We start from the raw sequence: 21,309 nt of genomic DNA, 5'->3' as shown, positions 1-21,309 counted from the left end.
GGCCGGGGTCAGTCCGTCGGGCCGATGCCGCTGCCCACGCCGCCGCCGGTGTCCGCGTCGCCGATGGGCCGGATGCCCTTGGTGATCCGGTCCATGTCCGCCAGGGGCGGTCCGTCCTCGCCGGCGTCGAAGACGTAGCGGACGAGGATCGGGGACTCGGTGCCGACGGTGGACGGGAAGACCATCGACTGCACGTAACCGCCGGGCCCCTCGGCCGTCTTCACCCGCCAGCGCACGTAGTACCCGGCGCGCCCGGCGACCGCGACGGGGCCGGACGCCACCTCCTGGTGGGACTCGATGCCGCCGAAGGGCTTGTTGCCGATCAGGTCGCGGTCGTAGGCGTCGTCGGCCGCGTCCTCGATGTCCTGCCGCGCGAGGATCTTCGGAGAGGACTCGGCGTTCGCCGTGACGGTGCGGGAGACGACGAGGCCGTGCCGGCACACGCTGCCGTCGGCGGGGCAGTCGTAGGTGCCGTCGGTGGTCATCATGACGTCGTCCTCGGCGACGTACTCGGGCCTGACCCAGCCGTCCGGCAGCGGGAAGGTGACGCCGTTGAGCTGGTCCTCGACCAGGGCCGGGTCGTCGGCGGAGGGCTCGGAGGTGCTGGGTGCGGGGGACGGCGGGTCGCTCACCGGCGCGGGGCCGGTGGCGGTCGCGGTGACCGGCGGGGTCCGCGTCCGCGGGCTGCCGCCGTCGTCCTCGCCCAGGACGAACACGCCGGTGACGATCGCCGCGACCAGCACGGCCGCGGCGGTGGTGAGGGCGACGGCCTTCCCGCGTCCGCCGGCGCCCGCCCCCGGCCCGGGGCCCGTCCCCGGCCCGGGGTCCGGGGCGCCCACCGCGGGCCCGTAGCCGACGGGTTCGGGGGCGCGGCGGTGCTCCGTCCAGGCGGTGCCGTCCCACCACCGTTCCTGGTGCGGGGCCGACGGGTCGCGGTACCAGCCGGGCGGCGGCGTCATGCTCATCCCGGCACTGTAGGACGCCGCGCGCGGTGTTCTACAGCGGTGTGACGTACGCCCCCGAGATCCCGCCGTCCACCAGGAAGTCCGTGGCGTTGACGAAGGAGGAGTCGTCGCTGGCCAGGAAGGCGACGGCGGCGGCGATCTCCTCGGCCTCGGCGAACCGCCCCACCGGGATGTGCACGAGACGGCGTGCGGCCCGCTCCGGGTCCTTGGCGAACAGCTCCTGGAGGAGCGGGGTGTTGACCGGCCCCGGGCACAGCGCGTTGACGCGGATGCCCTCCCGCGCGAACTGCACGCCCAGTTCCCGGGACATGGCGAGGACGCCGCCCTTGGAGGCCGTGTACGAGATCTGCGAGGTGGCCGCGCCCATCCGGGCCACGAAGGACGCGGTGTTGATGATGGAGCCCCGGCCCTGGCGCCGCATGTAGGGGATGGCGGCCTTGCAGCACAGGTAGACGGAGGTGAGGTTGACCTCCTGGACACGCTGCCACGCCTCCAGGCCGGTCTCCAGGATGGAGTCGTCGTCGGGCGGCGAGATGCCGGCGTTGTTGAAGGCGACGTCGACGCTGCCGTAGGTGTCGTACGCCGCCGCGAACAGCGCCTCGACCTGCGCGGGGTCGGTGACGTCGGCCTTGACGAAAAGGCCGCCGGTCTCCTCGGCCGCGGCCTTGCCCCGGGTCTCGTCCACGTCGCCGCAGACGACGTGGGCGCCCTCCGAGGCCAGCCGGCGGACGGTGGCGAGGCCGATGCCGCTGCCCGCCCCGGTGACGACGGCGGTACGGTCCACGAGCCTGCGGCAGACGATGTCTTCGCTCACTGTGCGGGGCCCTCCGTGCTCGACGGGATGTCACTGATGAAGACGTTCTTGGTCTCGGTGAACGCGGTCAGCGCGTCCGGGCCCAGTTCGCGGCCGAGGCCGGACTGCTTGAACCCGCCGAACGGTGTCCAGTAGCGGACGCTGGCGTGCGAGTTGACGGACAGGTTCCCGGCGCGCACCGCGCCCGACACGCGCAGGGCGCGGCCGACGTCCCGCGTCCACAGCGAGCCGGACAGGCCGTAGTCGGTGGCGTTGGCCAGGCGGATCGCGTCGGCCTCGTCCGCGAAGGGCAGGACGACGGCGACGGGCCCGAAGACCTCCTCGACGGCCACGCGCGCGTGCGCGTCGACACCGGTGAGGACGGTGGGCGGGAACCAGAAGCCGGGGCCGCCCTCGGGTGCCTTGCCGCGGATGCCGGCGGCGTCGGCGGGGACGTGGGAGCGGACGCGCTCCAGCTGGGCGCGGGAGATCAGCGGGCCCATCTCGGTGCTCTCGTCGGCCGGGTCGCCGACCCGGACGGCCTCGATCGCGGGGGCGAGGAGGTCGAGGAAACGGTCGTACACGGAGCGCTGGACGAGGATGCGGGTGCGGGCGCAGCAGTCCTGGCCCGCGTTGTCCAGGAAGGACAGGGGGGTGGCGGCAGCGGCGGCCTCGATGTCCGCGTCGGCGAAGACGATGTTGGGGCTCTTGCCGCCGAGTTCGAGGGTGACGGGTTTGAGGAGCGCCGCGGCCTTGGCGGCCACCTGTCGGCCGACGGCCGTGGACCCGGTGAAGACGATCTTGGCGACGCCCGGGTGCTCCACGAGCGCGTTCCCCGCGACCGGCCCGTGCCCGGGCAGCACCTGGAACAGGCCCTCGGGCAGGCCGGCCGCCAGGGCGAGTTCGGCCAGCCGGAGCGCGGTGAGCGGGGTCGTCTCGGCGGGCTTGAGGAGGACCGCGTTGCCCGCCGCGAGCGCCGGTGCCGTGGCCCAGGCCGCGATCGGCATCGGGAAGTTCCAGGGGGCGATGACGCCGACGACGCCGAGTGGTTCGAGGAGCGTGACGTCCAGGCCGCCGGCCACCGGGATCTGGCGTCCGGTGAGCCGCTCCACTCCCCCGGCGGCGTAGTCGAGCAGGTCGCGGACGTTGCCGGCCTCCCAGCGGGCGTTGCCGAGGAGGTGCCCGGCCTGGCGCACCTCCAGGCGGGCCAGCTCGTCCAGGCGCTCGTCGACGGTGGCCGCGAAGCGGCGCAGCAGCCGGGCCCGGTCGCCGGGGGCCAGGGCGGCCCAGGCGGTCTGGGCCCGGGCGGCGCGGGCGACGGCGGCGTCCACGTCGGCCGCGGAGGCGGCGGGGACGGTGGCGACGACCTCTTCGGTGGCGGGATTCAGTACCCGTAGCTCGTCGGGGAGTTTCTCGGACAACCGGTGCCTCACATGCGTTCGAAGGAGCGGCGCAGTTCCCAGTCCGTGACGGCGGCGTCGTACGCGTCCACTTCGACGCGCGCCATGTTGCGGTAGTGGGCGACGACCTCGTCCCCGAAGGCGGCCTTGGCGAGGGCGCTGTTCTCCCACAGCTCGGCGGCCTCGCGCAGGGTGGTGGGGACGTGCTCGTAGTCGGCGGCGTAGGCGTTGCCGGGGCAGGGCTCCGGCAGTTCCAGCCCCTGCTCGATGCCGTGCAGTCCGGCGGCGACCAGGCCGGCCACCGCGAGGTACGGGTTGACGTCGCCGCCGGGGAGCCGGTTCTCGAAGCGGAGCGAGCGGCCGTGGCCGACGACGCGCAGGGCGCAGGTGCGGTTGTCGTGGCCCCAGGCGACGGCGGTGGGGGCGAAGGAGCCGGGCTGGAAGCGCTTGTAGGAGTTGATGTGCGGGGCGTACAGGAGGGAGAACTCGCGCAGCGCCACCAGTTGTCCGGCGAGGAAGTGCCGCATGACCTCGGACATGCCGCTCCCGTCGGCCATGGCGTTGCGGCCGTCGGCGTCGGTGAGCGAGAGGTGGATGTGGCAGGAGTTGCCCTCGCGCTCGTTGTACTTGGCCATGAAGGTGAGGGACATGCCCTCCTGGGCGGCGATCTCCTTGGCGCCGGTCTTGTAGACCGCGTGCTGGTCGCAGGTGACCAGGGCCTCGTCGTAGCGGAAGGCGATCTCGTGCTGGCCGGGGTTGCACTCGCCCTTGGCGGACTCCACGGTGAGTCCGGCGCCGGCCATCTCGTTGCGGATGCGGCGCAGCAGGGGTTCGACGCGGCCGGTGCCGAGCACCGAGTAGTCGACGTTGTACTGGTTGGCCGGGGTCAGGCCGCGGTAGCCCGCGTCCCAGGCGTGTTCGTAGGTGTCCCGGAAGACGATGAACTCCAGCTCGGTGCCGACCTGCGCGGTGTACCCGTGCCCGGCGAGCCGTTCCAGCTGGCGGCGCAGGATCTGGCGGGGCGCGGCGAGCACCGGGGAGCCGTCCTCCCAGGCGAGGTCGGCGACGACCATGGCGGTGCCCTCGTTCCAGGGCAGCCGGCGCAGGGTGGCCGGGTCGGCGTGCATGGCGAAGTCGCCGTAGCCGCGGTCCCAGGAGGACATGGCGTAGCCGTCGACGGTGTTCATGTCGGCATCGACGGCGAGGAGGTAGTTGCAGCCCTCGGTGCCGTGTTCCAGGACCTCGTCGAGGAAGAAGCGCGCGGCGAACCGCTTGCCCTGGAGGCGGCCCTGCATGTCGGGGAAGGCCAGGACGACGGTGTCGATGTCACCGGCGGCGACGAGGGCGTGCAGTTCCTCGACCCCGAGCGGGGGTGTGCGGTCTGCCACGGGGAGAGCCTCCTTTGGCCGGGAGCCATAAGGTATTGCCGGGAACCTTTGGTTGGGAAGGGGGCACGGCCGCGTGCGGGAGGAATCCGCCGGGACTTCCGGGAGTTCCGGGAGCGTGACGGACCGGCTGGCGCCGGTCCTGCGGCCGGTGCGGGCCGGGAACGGCTTCGAGGAGGCGCTGGAGCAGATCCTCCAGGTCGTCCGGCTGGGCCTGGTGGCGGGAGGCGAGCGGCTGCCGGCCGAGCGGGAGCTGGCGGAGCGGCTGGGGATCAGCCGGGTGACGCTGCGCGAGGTGCTGCGGGTGCTCCAGGAGCAGGGGCTGGTCGAGGCGCGGCGGGGGCGCTACGGCGGCACGTTCGTGCTGCCCCGCGCGGACGCGGGCGGCGAGGACGAGCTGCGGCGCCGGGTGGCCGGGGTCGACATCGAGGACGCGCTGCGCTTTCGGGAGGTGCTGGAGGTGGGCGCGGCCGGGCTGTGCGCGGCGCACGGGCTGCCGGACACGGGTGCGGCTCGGCTGAGCGGGGCGCTGGCCGGTACGCGGGACGCGCCGCTCGCGCAGTACCGGCGGCTGGACACGATGCTGCACCTCACCCTGGCGGAGCTGTGCGGCTCCCCGGCGCTGGCGGCGCAGTACGCGGCGGTCCGCGCCACCCTCAACGACCTGCTGGACTGCATCCCGCTGCTGGTGCGCAACCTGGAGCACTCCCAGCGCCAGCACGCCGCGCTGGTGGAGGCGGTGCTCGACGGGGACGCGGACGGGGCGCGGGAGATCGCGCGGGAGCACTGCGCGGGGACGGCGGCGCTGCTGCGCGGGTTCCTGACCTGAACGCCGTGCCGGGGGGCGCGTCCTCCGGCAAAGGTATGAGAACGGTTCATTGTCTGGAGGACGGATGGCCGACCGGCCGCTGATCGGTGTCAGTACGTATCTGGAGTCCGGCGCACGCTGGGGCGTGTGGGAGCTGGAGGCGGTGCTGCTGCCGGCCGGGTATCCGCGGCTGGTGCAGCGGGCGGGCGGCCTGGCCGCGCTGCTCCCGCCGGACGCGCCGGAGCACGCCGCCGCGGCCGTCGCCCGCCTCGACGGGCTGGTGATCGCGGGCGGCCCGGACGTGGAGCCGGTCCGTTACGGCGCCGAGCCCGATCCGCGCACCGGCCCACCGGCCCGGGCCCGGGACACCTGGGAGCTGGCGCTCATCGGGGCGGCGCTGGCCGCGGGCGTCCCGCTGCTGGGCGTCTGCCGGGGCATGCAGCTGCTCAACGTCGCCCTGGGCGGCACCCTCGTCCAGCACATCGAGGGGCACGCCGAGGTGGTCGGCGTGTTCGGCGGCCACCTGGTCCGGCCGGTGCCGGGGACGCTGTACGCCGGTGCCGTGCCGGAGGAGACGTTCGTGCCGACGTACCACCACCAGGCGGTGGACCGGCTCGGCACCGGCCTGATCGCGTCGGCCCACGCGGCGGACGGCACCGTGGAGGCCGTCGAACTGCCCTCCGGCCCCGGCTGGGTGCTGGGCGTCCAGTGGCACCCGGAGATGGGCGAGGACGTACGCGTGATGCGCGCCCTGGTGGACGCGTCACGAGCCCACTGAGCGCGAGACGCGCTGCCCACCCCGGACGACATTACCCACGACCAGGCCACCAACCAGATCGACGGGGGCCTGGCAGCGGCGGACACCGCCGTGGGGCTGCCCCCGCCGCGATCAGGTCGGTGCCGATCTGGTCGCTTGCCCATGAGGACTCCACCGCGTGTGCCGACGCACCGCGCTCCGGCCCTGCCGGTCGCGGCACGAAGCCGACCGGATCGGCACCGACCCGGCCACGGCGCACACCACCGCCGGCGGCCGGCTCGGCGCGAGCCTGGTCGCGGCGATCGGCACCAGGGCGCTGTCCAGGCGCCCTCCGGCTCCGGTGGACGCGGCACCGGGGCCGCGCCGGTCGCGGGGCTACGCCCGGGTCAGGGACAGCAGGTGGCGGGCCGGGCCGGTGGGGCGGTGGCCGGTGGGCCACACCGCTCGCAGGTCGCGGGCCAGGACGACGTCCGCCACGGGGACGCTGACCAGGCGCCGGGTGGTCAGTTCCTCGCCGACGGCGAGTTCGCTGAGGACGGAGGGGCCGGCGCCGCCCACCGCGGCCGCCTTCACCGCCGTGGTCGAGGAGAGTTCGATCAGGGGGCGGGCCAGGCCGCCCAGCGCCGCGTCCAGGACCTGCCGGGTGCCCGAGCCCTTCTCCCGCAGGATCAGCGGCGTGGCCGCCAGCTCCGCCGCCTCCAGCGGGCGCCTGCGGCGGGCCCAGGGGTGGCCCGGCGCGGTCACCACGATGAGCCGGTCGTGGCCGATGACCGCGGAGTCGAGGCCGGGCGGCACACTCACCCCCTCCACGAAGCCGAGGTCGGCCTCGTCGGCCAGCAGGCGCTCCGCCACCGCCGCCGAGTTGCCCGCGAGCAGCGACACCGCCGTGTCCGGCAGCTGGGTGCGCAGCGCGACCAGCCAGCCCGGCAGCAGGTACTCGGCGATGGTCATGCTCGCCGCGACCCGCAGCCGCGAGTCCCGCCGGTCCCGCAGCGCCTGCGCCCCCGCGTCGAACGCCTCGGCCGCCTCCACGATCCGCCGCGCCCAGTCCGTGACCAGCGCGCCCGCGTCGGTGAGCCGGGAGCCGCGCGGTGAGCGGTCCACCAGGGCGACGCCCAGCTGCCGTTCCATCGAGCGGATGCGGCTGCTGGCGGCCGGCTGGGTGATGCCCAGCTCGCGCGCCGCCCCGCCGAGGCTGCCCAGGCGCGCCACCGCCAGCAGCAGCTCCATCGCCCCGAGGTCCGGCACCCGGTGGGCGAGCGAACCCGCCCCGTGCCGCGCCCGCGTGTCGCGCCCGCCCTCCGCGGCGCCCGTGCCGATGCCCGCGCCGTCGCCCGTACCGCCGGCCGTACTGCTGCCCGTGCCCCTGCTCATAACCCCAGCTTATGCCCTCATAGAGACATGGTCCCTGGTCAGGGGCTTCGCCCGCCGGGACGGTGGAGCCATGGTCACCGCAGCCCAGCACCGCTCTCCGGTGCCTTCCCCCTCCCCCGCCGTCGGCCCGGCCGTCCGGCGGGTCCCGGCCGTGCGTCATCTCGGGCCCAACTGGTACGCCTGCGTCATGGGCACCGCCATCGTCGGTACGGCGGGGGCCGCGCTCCCCGGGCACGTGCCCGGACTGCGGGCCGTCTGCACCGCGGTCTGGGCCCTGTCCCTCCTCCTGCTGGCGGTGCTGCTGGCCGCCCGGTCCCTGCACTGGCGCCACCACCGCGACCAGGCCCGCGCCCATCTCCGGGACCCGGCCGCGGCCCCGTTCTACGGCTGTCTGTCGATGGCCCTGCTGGCGGTCGGCGGCGGCGCCCTGACCCTCGGCCGGGACTGGATCGGCACGTCGGCCGCGGTCGCCCTGGACGCCGTGCTGTTCACCGCCGGTACGGTGATCGGGCTCGCGGCGGCGGTCGCCGTGCCGTACCTGATGGCCGTACGCCACCGCGTCGAGCCGGAGCAGGCCAGCCCGGTGTGGCTGCTGCCGCTGGTCGCTCCGATGGTGTCCGCGGCCGTCGGCCCGCTGCTCGTCCCGCACCTCCCGGCGGGGCAGCCCCGCGCGACGCTGCTCCTCGCCTGCGTCGCGCTGTTCGGCGTCAGCCTGTTCGCGACCCTGGTGACGCTCCCGGTGATCTTCGGCAGGCTGCTCACCGGCGGTCCGCTGCCGCTCGCGCTGACCCCGTCGCTGTTCCTCGTCCTCGGCCCGCTCGGACAGTCGACGACCGCCGTGGGGAAGTTCGCGGACGCGGCACCGGGTGTCCTGCCGGGGCCGTACGCCGAGGGCTTCTCGGTCTTCGCCGTGCTGTACGGGGTGCCCGTGACGGGCTTCGCCCTGATGTGGCTGGCGTTCGCCGTCGCGCACGTCGTGCGGGCCCGCCGGGAGGGCATGCGCTTCTCGATGACGTGGTGGTCCTTCACCTTCCCGGTGGGCACCTGTGTCACCGGCGCCGAGGCGCTGGCCCGGGAGACGGGGCTGGTCGTCTACGACGGGCTCGCCGTCGCCCTGTACGCCCTGCTCGTCGCCGCCTGGGCCGTCGCCGCCGGGCAGACCGCCCGGGGCCTGCTCAGCGGCGGGCTGCTCGCAGGGCCGCGGCCAGCACCCGGGGCGCCTCGGCCAGCGACGGCCCGTACCACGTGAGGTACCGCCCGTCGACCAGGGCGCAGGGCAGGCCGGGGAAGGCGTCCGGGCCGTCGTCGGCGGTGAAGCGGTACGGCTCGTCCGGCAGCACCACGACGTCCGGGCGGGCCGCCCGCAGCTCGTCCACGGGGACCTTCGGGTAGCGCTCGGCATGGGCGGCGTACAGGTGGTCGACGCCGAGGCGGGCCAGGACGTCCCCCGCGAAGGTGTCCCGGCCCAGGACCATCCAGGGCCTGCGCCAGATCGGCACGACGGCCGTGACGCGCCGCCCGGGGTCGGGCGGGTCCGCCCAGGCCGCCTCCGCCTCGTCCAGCCAGCGGGGCCGGGAGGGCGCGCCGCAGGCGGTCAGCACCCGGTCCAGTTCGGTGAGGGCCTGCGGGACGCTGCGCACCTCGGTCACCAGCACCTCGGCGCCCGCCGCGCGCAGGGCGTCCAGGTCGGGGGCGCGGTTCTCCTCCTCGTTGGCGACGACCAGGTCGGGGGCGAGGGAGAGGATCCGGTCGGTCTTCGGGTTCTTGGTGCCGCCGACGCGGACGACGTCGAGGCCGGCCGGGTGGGTGCACCAGTCGGTGGCGCCGACCAGGGCACCCGGCACCGTGCGGGCGACCGCCTCGGTCAGCGACGGCACCAGCGAGACCACCCTCACCGGGGCGGCCTCACCGGCGCGGCCCTTCCCGGACCGCCTCGATGTGCTCGGCGACGGCGACGACGATCAGCCGGGTGTCCGGCACGGTGGCCCGCCAGCGGTGCCGCACCCCGCCGGTGAGGTACAGCGTGTCGCCGCGTCCGAGGCGGTAGGCGCGGCCCTCCGCCTCGATCTCCACGGCGCCCTCGGCGACGAACATCAACTGGTCGTTGCGGTACTGCAGTTCCCGGCCGGCGTCGTGGTCGCCGGTGAACTCGGAGGCGTGCATCTGGTGGTGTCCGCGCACCAGGGAGCGCACCCTGGGTGCCAGCTCGGGGTCGGGCTCCTCGGCGCGGACCACGTCGACGCTGCACGCGGGGTCGGCGGCGGCGAGCAGCTCCACGGCGGTGGTGCGCAGGGCGTCGGCCACCTTCTCCAGGGAGGTCTGGCTGGGCCGCGCCCGGTCGTTCTCGATCTGGCTCAGGAAGGGCACGGACAGGCCGCTGCGCTCGGCCACCACGGCGAGGGTGAGTTCGAGGTCCCGGCGCCGCCGCCGCACGGCCGCGCCCACCCGGAGGTGCTGATCCTTGTGGTCGCCCATCGCTCCGGCTCCCTCCTCCACCCGTCGTCCTGATGAGTTCTCTGCACCCTACGCATGTTCGGCAAACCGTTTCATGCGGCCGTCACATCGATGTCACGGTGCGGTGGCCGCGACCTCACGTTTCTCGCCACCGACGGGCGGGCCCGCGCGCCCTACCGGTTCAAGGCGCGGACGGTCCCGCATGTTCCCGCCGGCCGCTCGTGCCCCGGTCGGCGAGATGCTCAGGCCGGGGCCTGGCGCTCCGTGGTTGGCCGAATCCCTACCGTGTCCGGTCCGGGAACGGCCCGAGGGGCGGGCCCGGCGGCGCGCCGTCAGGAGACGCCACCGGGCCCACCCCTCGGGGTGACCGTCGAAGAGTCGAAGAGCCGTACCGCGCCGCTACGGGGTCATCCGGCCGACCATGTCCGGGTGGTCCTTCAGCCAGGCCGCGACGGCTTCTTCCTCCTTGCCCTGGCCGCGGTCCTTGATCTCGGCCTCCAGGCTGCCCAGCTCGTCCTCGCTCATCTTGAAGTTCTTGATCCACTTCGTGAGCTGGGGGTACTGCTCGGGGAAGTCCTTGCTGGAGATGGTCCGGATCGTGTTGCCTTCGCCGAAGGCCTTCTTCGGGTCCTTCAGCTTGGTCAGCTCGTAGTCGCTGTAGGCCCAGTGCGGCGACCACAGGGTGACCGCGACCGGCTCCTTCTTGGCGAGGGCGCGCTTGAGCTCGGCCAGCATGGCGGGCGTGGAGCCGTCGACGACCTCGTACTCGTCCTCGAGGCCGTAGCCCGGCAGGACCTCGTTCTTCAGCAGCTGCATCTCACCGGTGCCGGGCTCGATGCCGATGATCTTCCCGTCGAAGAGGTCGCTCTTGCCCTTGAGGTCGGCGAGGGACTTGACGTCCTTCACGTACGAGGGGACGGCGATCTCCAGGGAGGTCGGCTCGTACCAGGTGCCCAGGTCGGTGAGGTTGTCCTTGTGCTTGTTCCAGTAGTTGCTCTGGGCGTAGGGCAGCCACGCGTCGAAGTTGAGGTCGATGCCTCCGGAGGCCAGGCCGGTGTAGACCGGGCCGACGTCCATCTGCTTCAGGTTCATCTTGTAGCCGCGGCGCTCGAGGACGTTCTTCCACAGGTAGGTGACGGCGACGTCCTCCTCCCAGGGGAACCAGGCCACGTCGAGGGTCTGCTTGGCCTCGGCGGGGGTCCCGCCGCCGCCCGCGACCGGGGCGAGCTTGTCGACGACCCCCGGGTTGGCCTCGAGCCAGGTGCGGACGGCGTCCTGCTGCTGCCCCTTGCCGGCCTTGTTGATCTCGGCCTCCAGGCTGGTGAGCTGCTTCTCCGTCATGGAGAAGTCCTTCAGCCACTTGGCCACGACCGGGTTGTCGTCCGAGAAGCCCTTGCGGGACAGCGAGTGCACGCCGTCGCCCTTGCCCCAGGCGCCCTTGGGGTCCTTGAGCTTCTTCAGCTTGTAGTCGTTGTACGCCCAGTGCGGGGACCACAGCGTGGTGACGATCGGCTCCTGCTTGCTGTAGGCCCGCTTCAGCTCGGCCAGCATCGCCGGCGTGGAGCTGTCGACGACCTTGTACTCCTTGTCGAGGCCGTACTCCTTGAGGACCTTGCTCTTGAGCAGGTTCATCTCACCGGCGCTGGACTCGATGCCGGTGATCTTCCCGCCGAAGAGACCGGCCTTGCCCTTGAGGTCCGCGAGGGAGTCGATGTCCTTCATGTACGCCGGGACGGACAGCTCCAGCGACGTCTGGTCGTACCAGGAGCCGAGGTCCTCGAGCTGCTTGCCGTACTTCTTCCAGTACTGCTCGTGGGTCGTGGGCAGCCACGAGTCGGTCTGGAAGTCGATGTTGCCCTGGGCGAGCGCGGTGTAGAGCGGGCCGGCCTCGAACTGCTTGGCCTCGACCTCGAAGCCGCGCTGTTCGAGGATCTCCTTCCACAGGAACGTGGAGGCGACGCCCTCGTCCCAGGGGATGTAGCCGATGGAGACCTTCTTGCCGTTGCCGACGTTGTTTCCGCCGCCCGCCGTGTCGGCGTCGTCGGAGCCGCCGAACATGCCCATGCCGCCCGCCACCAGGGCGAGGATCACGATGCCGATCACGGCGACCTGCGGCTGGGGGCGGTAGGACCGGATCTTCAGGCCCTGGGCGGCGCGCGCCTTGGCGGCGGCGCGGCGGCCCAGCGGGGAGACGTGCGTGCCCAGCGCGCTGGTCATGCGGTCCAGGTAGATCGCCAGGATCACGATGGCGACACCGGCCTCGGCGCCGAGGCCGACGTTGAGCTGGCCGATGGACTCCATGACGTCGCCGCCGAGGCCGCCGGTGCCGACCATGCCGGCGATCGCGGCCATGGACAGGCCGAGCATGATGACCTGGTTGACGCCCGCCATCACGGTGGGCAGCGCCAGCGGGAGCTGGACGCGCAGCAGGGTGTTGCGGGGCGTGGTGCCGAACGCCTCCGCCGCCTCGACCAGTTCCTTGTCGACCTGGCGGATGCCCAGCTCGGTCATGCGGACGCCGGGGGCGAGGGCGAAGATCAGGGTGGCCACGATGCCCGGGGCGGAACCGGTTCCGAAGAACAGGATCGCCGGGATCAGGTAGATCATCGCGGGCAGCGTCTGCATGAAGTCCAGGACCGGCCGGACGAAGGCGCTCACCCGGTCCGAGCGGGCCGCCCAGATGCCCACCGGCACCGAGACGACCAGGGCGATGATCGTGGCGACCAGCAGGAGCGCCAGGGTGACCATCGCGTTCTCCCACAGACCGAGGGAGTCGATGAAGGCGAAGCCGACGAAGGAGAGGACACCGGCGAGGGTGCCGCGCAGCCAGAAGGCCAGCACGGCGAAGATGCCGGCGAGCAGCAGCGGCTCGGGGGCCTGGAGGAGGGCGTTGATGCCGTCGTAGGCGCCGGTGAAGACGCTCTTGAAGAAGGTGAAGAGCCAGGAGACGTTGTCGAGCAGCCAGTCCACGCTGCTGTTGACCCAGTCGCCGAGGGGAATCCTAGGCACGGCTGATCACCTTCTCGCCGCCCTTGTCCCGCGGGCTGTCGCAGACGCCGGGGACGACGTCGTCCTCGTCGCCGAGGAAGCCGATGAGCCGCTGGGCCGGGACGACGCCGACCAGCCGGCGGTCGCCGTCGACCACCGCCACCGCGTGGGGCACGCGGGCGCTGATCGCGCACAGCTCCGAGAACGGCGTCTCGGGCGTGGCGGTCTCGCAGTCGCAGTCCGCCTCGTCGCCGCGCACGTCGGTCTCCATGACGGCACCGGTGGTCAGGACGCGGGAGCGGTCGACGTCCTTGGTGAAGGAGGCGACGTAGTCGTTGGCGGGACGTATCAGGATGTCCTGCGCGGTGCCTATCTGCACGATCCGGCCGTCGCGCATCATGGCGATGCGGTCGCCCAGGCGCATGGCCTCGTTGAGGTCGTGGGTGATGAAGACGATGGTCTTCCTCAGGGTCTTCTGGAGGTCGAGCAGCTGGTCCTGCATGTCGCGGCGGATCAGCGGGTCGAGGGCGCTGAAGGACTCGTCCATCAGCAGCAGGTCGGCGTCGGTGGCGAGCGCGCGGGCCAGACCGACCCGCTGCTGCATGCCGCCGGACAGCTCGTCGGGCCAGGACTTCTCCCAGCCGGCCAGGCCGCACAGGGCGAGCGCCTCGTCGGCGCGGCGTTCGCGCTCGGCGCGGGGCACGCCCTGCACTTCCAGACCGTAGGCAGCGTTGTCACGGACGCTGCGGTGGGGGAAGAGCGCGAAGTGCTGGAAGACCATGCTGATCTTCTTGGAGCGGACCTCGCGCAGTTCGCGGTCGCTGAGCTCGGTGAGGTCCTGGCCCCCGAAGCGGACGTGCCCGGCGGTCGGCTCCGACAGACCGTTGAGCATGCGCAGCAGCGTGGACTTGCCTGATCCGGACAGTCCCATGACCACGAAGATCTCGCCGGGCTCCACAGTGAAGGAGGCGTCGATGACGGCGGCGGTGGTGCCGTCGGCGCGCAGCTCCTCCCGGACGTCCCCCTGGTCCTTGCGGACCTCTTCCTGGCGCAGTCGTTCGACTGCCTGGTCCGGTTTCCTGCCGAAGACCTTGTACAGGTTCTCGGCCTCTAGTCTGGCTGACACGCTTACCTCTTGGCTCGGGGGCAGGGACAGGACCCAAAGCTCCCCTGACAGTTGAATGCATCAACCAGCTTCGGCCCGGCTGCGCACCTGCCCCGATCTTTATGTGTCAAACATATGAGTGATTCAGTTCACAGGTCCTCCGTCCCTCACCCGCCCCACCTGCGGCATGATGCGAGGCGTGACCGGACGACTGATGCTTCTCGACACCGCCTCCCTCTACTTCCGCGCCTACTTCGGCGTGCCGGACTCGGTGCGGGCGCCCGACGGCACGCCGGTGAACGCCGTGCGCGGGCTGCTGGACTTCATCGACCGCCTGGTGAAGGACCACCGCCCCGACCATCTGGTGGCCTGCATGGACGCCGACTGGCGACCGCACTGGCGGGTGGAGCTGATCCCCTCCTACAAGGCGCACCGGGTGGCCGAGGAACGCCCGGCGGGCCCCGACGCGGAGGAGGTGCCCGACACGCTGTCCCCGCAGGTGCCGGTCATCGAGGCGGTCCTCGACGCGCTCGGCATCGCCCGCGTCGGCGTCGCGGGGTACGAGGCCGACGACGTCATCGGCACCTACACGGCGCGGGCCACGGGCCCGGTGGACATCGTCACCGGCGACCGCGACCTCTACCAGCTCGTCGACGACGCCCGCGGCGTGCGCGTGCTCTACCCGGTCAAGGGCGTCGGCACGCTCAACCTCGTCGACGAGGCCGCGCTGCGCGAGAAGTACGGCGTCGACGGCGCCGGGTACGCCGATCTGGCGCTGCTGCGCGGCGACCCGAGCGACGGCCTGCCCGGCGTGCCCGGCATCGGCGAGAAGACGGCGGCGAAGCTGCTCGCCGAGTTCGGGGACCTGGCCGGGATCCAGGCCGCCGTCGGCGACCCGAAGGCGAAGCTCACCGCCACGCAGCGCAAGCGGCTGACCGAGGCCGGGCCGTATCTCGCGGTGGCCCCGAAGGTCGTCCGGGTGGCGGACGACGTGCCGCTGCCGGAGACCGGCACGGCGCTGCCGCGCGGCCCGCGCGACGCCGAGGCGCTGGACGCGCTGGCGGTCCGCTGGGGGCTCGGCGGGTCGCTGCACCGGCTACTGACCACGCTCACCACCTGAGCGGCGGCACGCGGCGCCCGTTTCCCCGAGCCGCACGCCGGGCCGGGATGCTAGCTTAGGTATACCTAACTCAGGAGCAGGGAGGCCGTCATGGCAGACCGTCCGGCACGCAAGCCGCGCAAGCCGCACACCGCGCAGGTCGTCCGCACCGAACGGCTGACCCCGCACATGCAGCGCGTGGTGCTCGGCGGCGAGGGGCTCTCCGCGTTCGCGGCGGACACCTGCACCGACCACTATGTGAAGCTGCTCTTCCCCTCCGGCGGCGCCACCTATCCGGAGCCCTTCGACATGGAGCGGATCCGCGAGGAGTTCCCCCGCGAGCAGTGGCCGGTGACCCGGACGTACACCGTGCGCCACTGGGACGCCGAGCACCGCGAGCTGACGCTGGACTTCGTCATCCACGGCGACGAGGGCCTCGCCGGGCCCTGGGCGAAGCGGGTGCGCCCCGGCGAGGAGATCCACTTCATGGGCCCCGGCGGCGCCTACGCCCCCGACCCCGCCGCCGACTGGCACCTGCTCGCCGGTGACGAGAGCGCGCTGCCCGCGATCGCCCGCTCCCTGGAGGCGCTGCCCGACGGCGCCCGCGCGTTCGCCTTCGTCGAGGTCGAAGGGCCCGAGGAGGAGCAGAAGATCGACTCCGACGTGGAGGTGGTCTGGCTGCACCGCGCCGGCCGTCCGGTCGGGCAGGCCCTGGTGGAGGCCGTGCGCGCGCTGGAGTTCCCCGAGGGCAGGCTGCACGCCTTCGTCCACGGCGAGGCGGCCTGCGTGAAGGACCTGCGCCGGTACCTGCGGCTGGAGCGCGAGATCCCCCGCGAGGACCTGTCCCTCTCCGGCTACTGGCGACTCGGCCACAACGAGGACGGCTGGCAGGCCTCCAAGCGCGAGTGGAACGCCCGCATCGAGGCCGAGCAGGAGGGCACAACGGCGGCGTAACGGCCCCGCCGGCGGTCCGTCCCCGCGTACACCCACACCACCGCCCCGGCGCCCAGCGGGCCCCGGCGGCCCACAGACCACGCGCCCTTGCAGGCACACGCGGCGCCGACGCCCCGCGCCCGGCGGGGGGCACGCCGGTCCACAGGCCACGTGCCCGCTCAGGCACACGCGGCGCCGACACCCCGCGCACGGCGGGGCCACGCCCCGGCACCCTCAGCGGCGAAGCCCGCGCCGGAAACCGGCCCCGTGCGCGTGCCGGCGCCCGTCGTGCCGTACCCCACCCAGCGGGCCGGACAGGCCCGCGCCCAGCGTGCCCAGCCCCCGCGCACGCCGTCGCGGCCCCACCGAGCGCCCCCCCGGCGCCCACCGGCCCTGGACGGACCGCGAGCCGCACCCTCGTCAGTCGCCGCGTACGCGCGCGTGCCGTACCGCCACCGCCGCCCTTGGTGCGGCGGGACCGCGCCCCGGCCCACAGCGCCCGCAACGGCGAAGCCCGCGCTGGAAACCGGCCCCGACCACGCGGCCCCCGCCCAGCGCCAACCCCGCGCCCACCGGGGCCCGCGGGCCCCGGGCCCCTCAGTCGCCGCGTACGCGCGCGTGCAGGTGCATGTCGTGCCAGCCGTCCGCGTGGAGGAGGGCGCTGCGCTTGGTGCCCTCCAGGGCGAAGCCCGTCTTGTCGGCGACGCGGCACGAGGCCTCGTTGGCCACGGCGTGCGAGAGTTCCAGGCGCTGGAAGCCGATCCCGTCCAGGGCCCAGTGGGCCAGGGTGCGGGTGGCCCGCGCGGCGACGCCCCGGCCGCGGGCGTCCGCCGTCGTCCAGTAGGCGACCTCGGCCACCCCGTCGCCGAGCACCATCTCCCGCAGCGCGACCCGGCCGAGCAGCCGGTCGTCCGCCGCGTCGGCGACCGCCCACTGGACGTTGCGCTCCCCTTCCCAGGCCCGTTGCCACGCGGTGATCCAGCCGCGCACCTCCTCCTCGGAGTCGGCGGCGCGGATGTGCCAGTGCCGCAGCACCGGGTCCTGGAAGGCGGCGTGCACGGCGGGCGCGTCCTCGGCGCGCCAGGGGCGCAGCACCAGCCCGTCGCCGGTGGGGAGCGTGGGCTGCGGGGTGCGGGAGAGGGTGCCGGCGGCGAGGACCGGGCGGGTCAGGTAGGGCATGGGCGGCATCCTGCCAACGGACGCGGCCGGCGGCCCAGCGGATTTCCGGCCCGGTCACCCCCGCCTCGGCCCACCGCCGCAGCTCACCGCCTCGTACGCTGGCAGGTGATGAGACGCCGTACCCCTCCCCCGCCCTCGCCCCTGCCGCAGCGCGACGGCATCGACGCGGTGCGGGTGCGGCTGCCCGCCGACGGGCCGTGGGCCACGGTGCGGGAGCATCTGACGGAGCGGCTGTCGGGCGCGGGCGCCGGTGTGGTCGACGGCATGTTCGACGCCGGGCTGTTCGTCGGGGCGGACGGGCGCCCCGTGCCGGGCGACGCGCCGTACGAGCCGGGCATGTACGTGTGGTTCCACCGCGAGCCGCCCGCCGAGGTTCCGGTGCCCTTCCCGCTGGAGGTGGTGTACCGCGACGAGCACATCGTCGTCGTGGACAAGCCCCACTTCCTGGCCACCACCCCGCGCGGCGGCCACGTCACGCAGACCGCGCTGGCACGGCTGCGCCGGGAGCTGGGCGTCCCGGCGCTCGGCGCCGCGCACCGCCTGGACCGGCTCACGGCGGGCCTGGTCCTGTTCACCGTGCGCCCCGAGGAACGCGGCGCGTACCAGGGCCTGTTCGCCGACCGGCGGGTGCGCAAGGAGTACGAGGCCGTCGCCCCGTACGACCCGGCGCTCGCCCTCCCCCGGACGGTCCGCAGCCGGATCCTGAAGGAGCGCGGCGTGCTCGCCGCCCGGGAGGTGGACGGCGAGCCGAACGCCGTGACCCGCGTCGAGCTGCTCGCGCACCGGTCCGACCGCGGGCTCGGCCGGTACCGGCTGGTTCCCGGCACCGGCCAGACGCACCAGCTGCGCGTGCACATGAACGCGCTCGGCGTGCCGATCCTCGGCGACCCCCTCTACCCCGAGGTGGCCGATCCCGTGCCGGCCGGTGACTTCCGGCGCCCGCTGCAACTGCTCGCGCGGGAGCTGGCGTTCACCGATCCGGTCACGGGGCGCGCGCACCGCTTCCGCAGCGGCCGGTCCCTCGGCGCCTGGACGGCGTACGAGGACTGGGCGGCGCGGGAGGAGCCGTAGGCGGACCGGGGCGGCCGGCCGTCAGTAGCCGCGCCACCAGCGCAGGAAGCGCTGCCAGGCGCCGCGGGGAGGGGCCTGGTCCGCTCCCGGCGCCTGCTGGGGCTCGGCGGCCGTCACCGACACGGGCTGCGGCGGCTGGGACGGCGGCTGCGGCGGCCGCGTGCGCTCCTCCGGCTTCGGGAGACCGACGTGCCAGGCGTCGCGCCGTACCGGGGCCGGGGCGTGGCTCGGCTGCTCCATGATGTCCTGCTGTGCCCGGGGCTCGAACCGCACCGGCAGCTCCACCAGGTGCCGGGAGGCGATCGACGACCGCCACCGCAGGTCGTCCTCGTCGCAGGCGAGCCGGACGTCGGGCAGCCGCATCAGCAGCGCGTCGATGCCGGCGTCGGCGATGGCCCGCCCGATGTCCTGCCCGGGGCACTCGTGCGGGCCGCCGCCGAAGGCGAGGTGGGCGCGGTTGCCCATCATGCTCGCGCCCAGGTCGGGACGGATGCGCGGGTCGACGTTGCCCGGGGCGATGCCGAGCAGCAGGCCGTCACCGGCGCGGATGCGCTGACCGCCGAGTTCCGTCTCCTGCTTGGCGAAGTAGGCGAAGACGGTGCTGAAGGGCGGCTCGTCCCACAGGGACTGCTCGACGGCCTGGGGCACCGTCATCTGGCCGCCGCTGAGCTGGGCGCGGAAGCCGGGGTCGGTGAGCACCACGCGCAGCACGTTGGCGATCAGGTTGACGGTCGCCTCGTAGGCGGCCAGCAGGACCACCCTCAGGTGTTCGCGCACCTCGTCGTCGGTGAGCCCCGCCGGGTGGGTGACGAGCCGGCCGGCGATGTCGTCGGCCGGGTCGGCCCGGCGGGCGGCGGTGAGCCGTCCCAGCGCCTCCATGACGTAGGCGTGGCTGGCGATCGCCGTCTCGGTGCCCTTGAGGGTGTCACGGGCCGCCTCCACCAACCGGTCGTTGTACTCCTCGGGCATGCCCAGCAGGTGGCACATCACGCCCATCGGCAGGTGCTCGGCGAACTGGCTGACCAGGTCGGCGCGGCCCTCCTCGCAGAACCGGTTGACGATGCGCTGGGTGTAGCGCTTGATGTGCCGGCGCAGCTCCCGGTAGTCGAGGCCGGTCATGGCGCTGGTGACCGCGCCGCGCAGGCGCTTGTGCTCGTCGCCCTCGGCGTGGGAGCAGATGGGCTGCCAGGCGATGTGCGGCATCAGCGGGTGGTCGGGCTTGACCATGCCCTCGTTGAGCGGGGTCCAGATCCGGCTGTCGCGGCAGAACTGGGCGGGGGTGCTCACCATGTGCAGGTTCTCGGCGTGCCCGAGGACCACCCATACGGGTACGTCGTCGTGGAGCAGCGCGGGCGCCACCGGCCCGTGCTGTTCGCGGAGCTTCTCGTACAGCTCCTCCAGGTCGTCCGCCTCGTGCAGCCGGTGCAGTCCGCCCGGCCCGAGGCCGTGGGCGGGGCAGCCGGGCGGTGGTTCGAGCAGGGGTTCGCCCGTTCCGGTCGGGGAGTGGCGTTCAGGCGTCACAGTCTCGCTCCGCAACAAAAGGTGTGGTCACGTCAAAGGGGGTGTTGGGTGGGCGCGCGGTTCAGGTGAGCGCGCCCTTCATGGCCAGGGCGTGCAGGAAGCGCATCAGGGTCATCAGGACGTCCCGGCTGGAGGCCCGGCGCCGCACGTCGCAGTCGAGGATGGGGATCTCCTCGGGCAGGTCGAGCGCGGTGCGCAGTTCCGCGACGGGGTAACGGGGCGCGTCGGGGAAGGAGTTGACGGCGACGACGAAGGGCACGCCGCGCTCCTCCAGGCGTCCCATCACGTCGAAGCTGACCTCCAGGCGGCGGGTGTCGACCAGGACGACGGCGCCGAGGGCACCCTCGAACAGGCCGTTCCACAGGAACCAGAAGCGCTCCTGGCCGGGCGTGCCGAAGAGGTACAGCACCAGTTCCTCGGTGATGCTGATGCGGCCGAAGTCCATGGCGACGGTGGTGGCGGTCTTGGAGGGGGAGCCGTAGTTGTCGTCGACGCCGATGCCGGCCTGCGTCATCGTCTCCTCGGTGGTCAGCGGTCTGATCTCGCTGACCGAGCCGACCATGGTGGTCTTGCCGACCCCGAAGCCGCCCACGATGACGATCTTCACGGCGGCCTCGGCCGTGTGTGGCAGCCGGTCCTCGGTCCGTGGGCCCGGGATCGTGTCAGAGCTTTTGAAGTCCATGCATCACCGCTTCGAGGAGGTTTCGGTCGGCGACCTTCTGGCGGACGATCGGGGCGCGGGCCTGCACCAGTTCCGCCGCCAGCAGGTCGGTGAGCAGCACGGTCACCACACTGAACGGCAGGCTCAGGTAGGCCGACAGCTCCGCCACGGACAGGGGCGCGGCGCACAGCCGCAGCAGGGCGGCCTGTTCCGGTGTGGCGGACACCGGGGGGTCGGCGCGGGCCACGATCAGGGTGACGAGGTCGATGTCGGCGCGTTCGCCGCCGCCCTCACCGCCGATGACGAAGAGCCGCTCGGGGTTGCGGAGCTCTCCCTCCTTGGCGGGCGTGCCGGGAGAGGCCGGCGCGGCTGAAGGGGCCGGCGCGGCGGGCCGGTCCGGCCCGGGGGATCGCCTCTGGCGCCTGGGAGGAGTCATACGGTCTGCCCGTTGCGCCGTGCGGGACTGGTCAGATGGGGGCCGATCCGGGCGACCAGGTCGGCCATGCTCAGGCCCATCCGGCCGGGCTCGCAGCGGACGTCGGAGAGCACCGCGAGATAGGCGTTGGGTCCGGCGGCCATCAGGTAGAAGTAGCCTCCGTTCATCTCGATGAGCACCATCTTCATGTCGCCGTCGCTGGTGGGGATCTCCTGGCTGACGGCGCTGGCCAGGCTCTGCAGACCGGCGCAGGCGGCGGCGACCCGGTCGGCGGCGTCCGGGTCCCCGGAGTAGCGGGCGATGCGCAGGCCGTCGGCGGAGAGCACCACGATCATCTCGATGCCCGGGACGCCGTCGTAGAGGTCCCGGAGCATCCAGTC

At 73.4% G+C, this 21,309-nt stretch carries 20 protein-coding genes; 6 read left to right on the top strand and 14 right to left on the bottom strand.

What is annotated here, in order from left to right; translation table 11 throughout:
- Positions 1-8: 8 nt before the first annotated feature.
- The 4 genes from ACIRGB_RS25360 to glnA4 are packed head-to-tail and all read right to left on the bottom strand — an operon-like array spanning position 9 to position 4,546.
- Positions 9-959 carry a DUF2510 domain-containing protein gene (locus tag ACIRGB_RS25360; protein ID WP_403869896.1) on the bottom strand — a complete coding sequence of 317 codons (951 nt, stop codon included), beginning with the start codon at positions 957-959 and terminating at the stop codon, positions 9-11.
- A 37-nt stretch (positions 960-996) separates the two neighbouring features.
- Positions 997-1,779, bottom strand: coding sequence for a 3-oxoacyl-ACP reductase (locus tag ACIRGB_RS25355; protein WP_403869337.1), 783 nt, complete (start codon positions 1,777-1,779; stop codon positions 997-999).
- Positions 1,776-3,179: an aldehyde dehydrogenase family protein gene (locus ACIRGB_RS25350; RefSeq protein WP_403869334.1), complete on the bottom strand. Its 1,404-nt coding sequence runs from the start codon at positions 3,177-3,179 to the stop codon at positions 1,776-1,778. Before ACIRGB_RS25350 ends, ACIRGB_RS25355 begins: the two co-directional genes overlap by 4 nt.
- Before the next feature lie 8 nt (positions 3,180-3,187).
- Positions 3,188-4,546, bottom strand: a complete 1,359-nt coding sequence (gene glnA4, locus ACIRGB_RS25345) for a gamma-glutamylethanolamide synthetase GlnA4 (RefSeq protein WP_403869331.1) — start codon at positions 4,544-4,546, stop codon at positions 3,188-3,190.
- Between the two features lie 115 nt (positions 4,547-4,661).
- On the opposite strand from glnA4, the gene ACIRGB_RS25340 reads away from it, so the two are divergent.
- Complete coding sequence (locus tag ACIRGB_RS25340) at positions 4,662-5,372, top strand: FadR/GntR family transcriptional regulator (RefSeq protein ID WP_403869327.1); 711 nt, start codon at positions 4,662-4,664, stop codon at positions 5,370-5,372.
- A gap of 64 nt (positions 5,373-5,436) precedes the next feature.
- Positions 5,437-6,129: a gamma-glutamyl-gamma-aminobutyrate hydrolase family protein gene (locus tag ACIRGB_RS25335; RefSeq protein WP_403869324.1), complete on the top strand. Its 693-nt coding sequence runs from the start codon at positions 5,437-5,439 to the stop codon at positions 6,127-6,129.
- Positions 6,130-6,483: 354 nt separating this feature from the next.
- On the opposite strand, the gene ACIRGB_RS25330 is transcribed toward ACIRGB_RS25335, so the two are convergent.
- Positions 6,484-7,482, bottom strand: coding sequence for a LysR family transcriptional regulator (locus ACIRGB_RS25330; protein WP_403869321.1), 999 nt, complete (start codon positions 7,480-7,482; stop codon positions 6,484-6,486).
- Positions 7,483-7,552: 70 nt separating this feature from the next.
- Here ACIRGB_RS25330 and ACIRGB_RS25325 point away from each other — a divergent pair, with 70 nt between their 5' ends.
- Complete coding sequence (locus ACIRGB_RS25325) at positions 7,553-8,731, top strand: TDT family transporter (protein ID WP_403869318.1); 1,179 nt, start codon at positions 7,553-7,555, stop codon at positions 8,729-8,731.
- Here ACIRGB_RS25325 and ACIRGB_RS25320 read toward each other — a convergent pair.
- The 4 genes from ACIRGB_RS25320 to ACIRGB_RS25305 all read right to left on the bottom strand — a co-directional run bounded on the left by ACIRGB_RS25320 (position 8,658) and on the right by ACIRGB_RS25305 (position 14,050).
- A complete protein-coding gene (locus tag ACIRGB_RS25320) occupies positions 8,658-9,377 on the bottom strand; it encodes a helical backbone metal receptor (RefSeq protein WP_403869315.1) in 720 nt (239 codons plus the stop codon). The two genes, ACIRGB_RS25325 and ACIRGB_RS25320, sit on opposite strands and share 74 nt — an antisense overlap.
- Positions 9,378-9,387: 10 nt before the next feature.
- Positions 9,388-9,957, bottom strand: a complete 570-nt coding sequence (locus ACIRGB_RS25315) for a helix-turn-helix domain-containing protein (protein WP_403869312.1) — start codon at positions 9,955-9,957, stop codon at positions 9,388-9,390.
- 378 nt (positions 9,958-10,335) lie between these two features.
- Entirely contained in the window at positions 10,336-12,945 is a 2,610-nt protein-coding gene (locus ACIRGB_RS25310) for an ABC transporter permease/substrate binding protein (protein WP_403869309.1), read from the bottom strand.
- Complete coding sequence (locus ACIRGB_RS25305) at positions 12,938-14,050, bottom strand: glycine betaine/L-proline ABC transporter ATP-binding protein (protein WP_403869306.1); 1,113 nt, start codon at positions 14,048-14,050, stop codon at positions 12,938-12,940. The genes ACIRGB_RS25310 and ACIRGB_RS25305 overlap by 8 nt, the downstream gene beginning before the upstream one ends.
- Positions 14,051-14,243: 193 nt before the next feature.
- Here ACIRGB_RS25305 and ACIRGB_RS25300 point away from each other — a divergent pair, with 193 nt between their 5' ends.
- Both ACIRGB_RS25300 and ACIRGB_RS25295 read left to right on the top strand, forming a co-directional pair.
- On the top strand, positions 14,244-15,149 hold the full coding sequence (locus tag ACIRGB_RS25300) for a 5'-3' exonuclease H3TH domain-containing protein (protein WP_403869893.1): 906 nt from the start codon (positions 14,244-14,246) through the stop codon (positions 15,147-15,149).
- Between the two features lie 90 nt (positions 15,150-15,239).
- Positions 15,240-16,082 (top strand): siderophore-interacting protein, encoded by an 843-nt coding sequence (locus ACIRGB_RS25295; protein WP_403869303.1) that lies wholly within the window; start codon positions 15,240-15,242, stop codon positions 16,080-16,082.
- A 576-nt stretch (positions 16,083-16,658) separates the two neighbouring features.
- On the opposite strand, the gene ACIRGB_RS25290 is transcribed toward ACIRGB_RS25295, so the two are convergent.
- Positions 16,659-17,240 carry a GNAT family N-acetyltransferase gene (locus ACIRGB_RS25290; protein WP_403869300.1) on the bottom strand — a complete coding sequence of 194 codons (582 nt, stop codon included), beginning with the start codon at positions 17,238-17,240 and terminating at the stop codon, positions 16,659-16,661.
- A 108-nt stretch (positions 17,241-17,348) separates the two neighbouring features.
- Between ACIRGB_RS25290 and ACIRGB_RS25285 the strand changes: the two genes are divergently transcribed.
- Entirely contained in the window at positions 17,349-18,311 is a 963-nt protein-coding gene (locus tag ACIRGB_RS25285) for an RluA family pseudouridine synthase (RefSeq protein ID WP_403869297.1), read from the top strand.
- Between the two features lie 21 nt (positions 18,312-18,332).
- Here ACIRGB_RS25285 and ACIRGB_RS25280 read toward each other — a convergent pair whose 3' ends face one another.
- From ACIRGB_RS25280 to ACIRGB_RS25265, 4 genes are all read right to left on the bottom strand, one after another.
- Entirely contained in the window at positions 18,333-19,832 is a 1,500-nt protein-coding gene (locus ACIRGB_RS25280; RefSeq protein WP_403869294.1) for a cytochrome P450, read from the bottom strand.
- Positions 19,833-19,893: 61 nt separating this feature from the next.
- Positions 19,894-20,514, bottom strand: a complete 621-nt coding sequence (locus ACIRGB_RS25275) for a GTP-binding protein (protein ID WP_403869291.1) — start codon at positions 20,512-20,514, stop codon at positions 19,894-19,896.
- On the bottom strand, positions 20,495-20,929 hold the full coding sequence (locus ACIRGB_RS25270; protein ID WP_403869289.1) for a DUF742 domain-containing protein: 435 nt from the start codon (positions 20,927-20,929) through the stop codon (positions 20,495-20,497). Before ACIRGB_RS25270 ends, ACIRGB_RS25275 begins: the two co-directional genes overlap by 20 nt.
- On the bottom strand, positions 20,926-21,303 hold the full coding sequence (locus tag ACIRGB_RS25265; protein ID WP_167308645.1) for a roadblock/LC7 domain-containing protein: 378 nt from the start codon (positions 21,301-21,303) through the stop codon (positions 20,926-20,928). The genes ACIRGB_RS25270 and ACIRGB_RS25265 overlap by 4 nt, the downstream gene beginning before the upstream one ends.
- Between the last annotated feature and the right edge of the window lie 6 nt (positions 21,304-21,309).

The organism is Streptomyces sp. NPDC102490, assembly GCF_044765285.1.
In the GTDB taxonomy this organism is placed as follows: domain Bacteria; phylum Actinomycetota; class Actinomycetes; order Streptomycetales; family Streptomycetaceae; genus Streptomyces.
This window is presented reverse-complemented; position numbering and strand designations above follow the sequence as displayed.

Coding starts and splice junctions, on each gene's coding strand:
- ACIRGB_RS25360 (WP_403869896.1), bottom strand. CDS start 959: ATGACGCCGCCGCCCGGCTGGTACCGCGACCCGTCGGCCCCGCACCAG.
- ACIRGB_RS25335 (WP_403869324.1), top strand. CDS start 5,437: ATGGCCGACCGGCCGCTGATCGGTGTCAGTACGTATCTGGAGTCCGGC.
- ACIRGB_RS25330 (WP_403869321.1), bottom strand. CDS start 7,482: ATGAGCAGGGGCACGGGCAGCAGTACGGCCGGCGGTACGGGCGACGGC.
- ACIRGB_RS25325 (WP_403869318.1), top strand. CDS start 7,553: ATGGTCACCGCAGCCCAGCACCGCTCTCCGGTGCCTTCCCCCTCCCCC.
- ACIRGB_RS25315 (WP_403869312.1), bottom strand. CDS start 9,957: ATGGGCGACCACAAGGATCAGCACCTCCGGGTGGGCGCGGCCGTGCGG.
- ACIRGB_RS25300 (WP_403869893.1), top strand. CDS start 14,244: ATGCTTCTCGACACCGCCTCCCTCTACTTCCGCGCCTACTTCGGCGTG.
- ACIRGB_RS25295 (WP_403869303.1), top strand. CDS start 15,240: ATGGCAGACCGTCCGGCACGCAAGCCGCGCAAGCCGCACACCGCGCAG.
- ACIRGB_RS25290 (WP_403869300.1), bottom strand. CDS start 17,240: ATGCCCTACCTGACCCGCCCGGTCCTCGCCGCCGGCACCCTCTCCCGC.
- ACIRGB_RS25285 (WP_403869297.1), top strand. CDS start 17,349: ATGAGACGCCGTACCCCTCCCCCGCCCTCGCCCCTGCCGCAGCGCGAC.
- ACIRGB_RS25275 (WP_403869291.1), bottom strand. CDS start 20,514: ATGGACTTCAAAAGCTCTGACACGATCCCGGGCCCACGGACCGAGGAC.
- ACIRGB_RS25270 (WP_403869289.1), bottom strand. CDS start 20,929: ATGACTCCTCCCAGGCGCCAGAGGCGATCCCCCGGGCCGGACCGGCCC.
- ACIRGB_RS25265 (WP_167308645.1), bottom strand. CDS start 21,303: ATGCTCCGGGACCTCTACGACGGCGTCCCGGGCATCGAGATGATCGTG.